Raw genomic sequence first — 2,001 nt, 5'->3', positions numbered from 1 at the left:
CCGAGCGGGCGCAGGGACAGCGCGACCACCTCCTCGACGTCGGCGCCGGTGGCCTCGTCGAGTGTCTCCGGGCCCGTCACCAGCACGTCGGCGTCGTCGTTGTCCACTACGCATGCTCCCAGCGCCCAGCAGGCGCCCGCCCACACCAGGGCTTGCCAATGCGGCGGGAGCATCAGGCCGACGCGTGTCCCAGCGTCGGCCATGAGGTCGTCACGCAGCAGGCCGGCGGTCTTGGCCACCCAGTTGTCGAACGTCGTCACGGAGAGCTCGATTCGCTCACCGGTGGCGTCGTCGTAGAACGTGACCAGTGGCCGCGAGCCGTCGCGGCTGAGTTCCGTGCGGAGCAGATCGTGCGGCGTCGAAACCATAGGCCGAGGTTACGTTGCCGTTCAGCGGGTGGTGACAAAGTCGTCGACCGGGTACGGGGGGTGAGCGCCCGCGGAGCCGTCGGGATGGCCGACCGCGATCGCGCCCATCGGCGTCCAGCCATCGGGCAGCTGAAGCGCAGCGGAGACCTCATCGGTGTGGGACCTGTCACTCCGTGACGGGCGCGAATCGGTGGGAAAGACCCAGGCGGCGCCGAGCCCGGCGGCGGCAAGCGCGATGAGCAGATTCTCGACGGCGGCCCCTACAGCCAGTGTGACGCGGACGTCCGGGATAGCCGCGGCACAAGGGACGAGGACACACGCGGCCCTGCGCAGGACCTCGGAGGGCCGTACGTCGCCGGAACGGTAGTCGTCCGGGGCCCGGTCGACGACCGCCGCCAGCGCGGAACGGGCTGCGTCGGACTCGACGACGACGAACCTGACGGGCGGCTCCGACCGTACGGGTCCGGTGCTCTCACCAGACGGCTCGCCCGCTGACGGTGACCACGGCCGCGGCGCCGCCAAGGCGGCCTCGACCGCACGCCGGAGCGTTGACCGGTCGACCGGCTCGGTTGTGAAATGCGTCATATCGCGCCGGGCGAACACCGCCTCGCGCATCGCTTCGGGCGTCCCCAGGCGGAAACGGTCCTCCGCCGACGGCCGGACGAGCACTGACGCCCCGCCGGCGGCGTCCCCGCCGCCGGGCCCGTCGTCGGCGGGAAGCAGCACATGCGGAAGACCCCGCACCACCGCGACGGGCACACCCGACAGCTTGCCACGGACCAGCTCGGTCGCGGCGGCCAGTTCGTCGGCGATGGCGACCACCGTCACTCCGAGGTCGTTCCCGTACGAGTCGGTTCGTCCGCGCAGATCATCGACCACATGGACGCCGGCGGCGCCGATCGCCATGTCGACGACGCCGTTGCGCCAGGCCCGACCGGCCGTGTCGGTGACGATCACGCCCACGTGCACACCCAAGCGCCGGCGCAGTCCGTCGCGGATCCGGCGCGCCGACGCGTCCGGGTCCTCCGGCAGGAGCACGATGGCGCCGGCGTCGACGTTCGAGGCATCCACTCCGGCGGCGGCCATCACGAACCCGTGCCGTGTCTCGACCACGCGGGTCCGCCCATTCGGCGTCCGCCACTCGGCGACGGTACGTACTGCCTCGTCGTCGATCGCCTGGTCACGATCCGTACCTTTCCGGACGCGGCCTTCTGCCTTGCTGACGATCTTGCTGGTCACGACGATGATGTCGCCGTCGATCAGCGGCGGTTCCGGGCCGTCGTGGAGCGCGTCGACCAGGAGTTCCGCGAGATCGTGGCCGTCGCGTACCTCGGGGATGCCGGGAACCCCGCGTACCTCGAACCGTGGTGCGTCGATCACCCGTGCACCGCCTTGTCGCGGCGATCAGATACGAGTTCAGGGCGTAATAGTGCCCTGAACTCGTATCTGATCGAGCGTCGCCGACCGTGCCGGCTCACGCGTTCGCCCCACGGAGGCTCTGGGCGAGGTCCAGGGCCGCCCTCGCCATCTCCGCCGTCGCGTCCACGTCGTGCATCCACAACGGGACGGCGCGGCAGCTCACACCCAGCGCCTCGACGTCGGGGACGGCGCCCGCATCCGCGGAGTCGACCAG

General features: G+C 71.1%; 2 protein-coding genes and 1 pseudogene. All 3 read right to left on the bottom strand.

From position 1 onward, the window contains the following. The coding region (locus tag ELR45_RS37270; RefSeq protein ID WP_240759323.1) for a TIGR03089 family protein at nt 1-368 on the bottom strand (368 nt) is incomplete at its 3' end. Nucleotides 369-389: 21 nt separating this feature from the next. Then, a complete protein-coding gene (locus tag ELR45_RS08625; RefSeq protein WP_129665188.1) occupies nt 390-1,748 on the bottom strand; it encodes a coenzyme F420-0:L-glutamate ligase in 1,359 nt (452 codons plus the stop codon). 94 nt (nt 1,749-1,842) lie between these two features. Continuing rightward, a pseudogene (locus tag ELR45_RS42590) lies at nt 1,843-2,001 on the bottom strand (2-phospho-L-lactate transferase); the annotation flags it as partial.

Origin of the sequence: Phytoactinopolyspora endophytica, from assembly GCF_004138495.1 — a bacterium.
In the GTDB taxonomy this organism is placed as follows: Bacteria; Actinomycetota; Actinomycetes; order Jiangellales; family Jiangellaceae; genus Phytoactinopolyspora; species Phytoactinopolyspora endophytica.
Note: the sequence above shows the minus strand (reverse complement) of the source record. Positions and strands in the feature narration are given on the sequence as shown.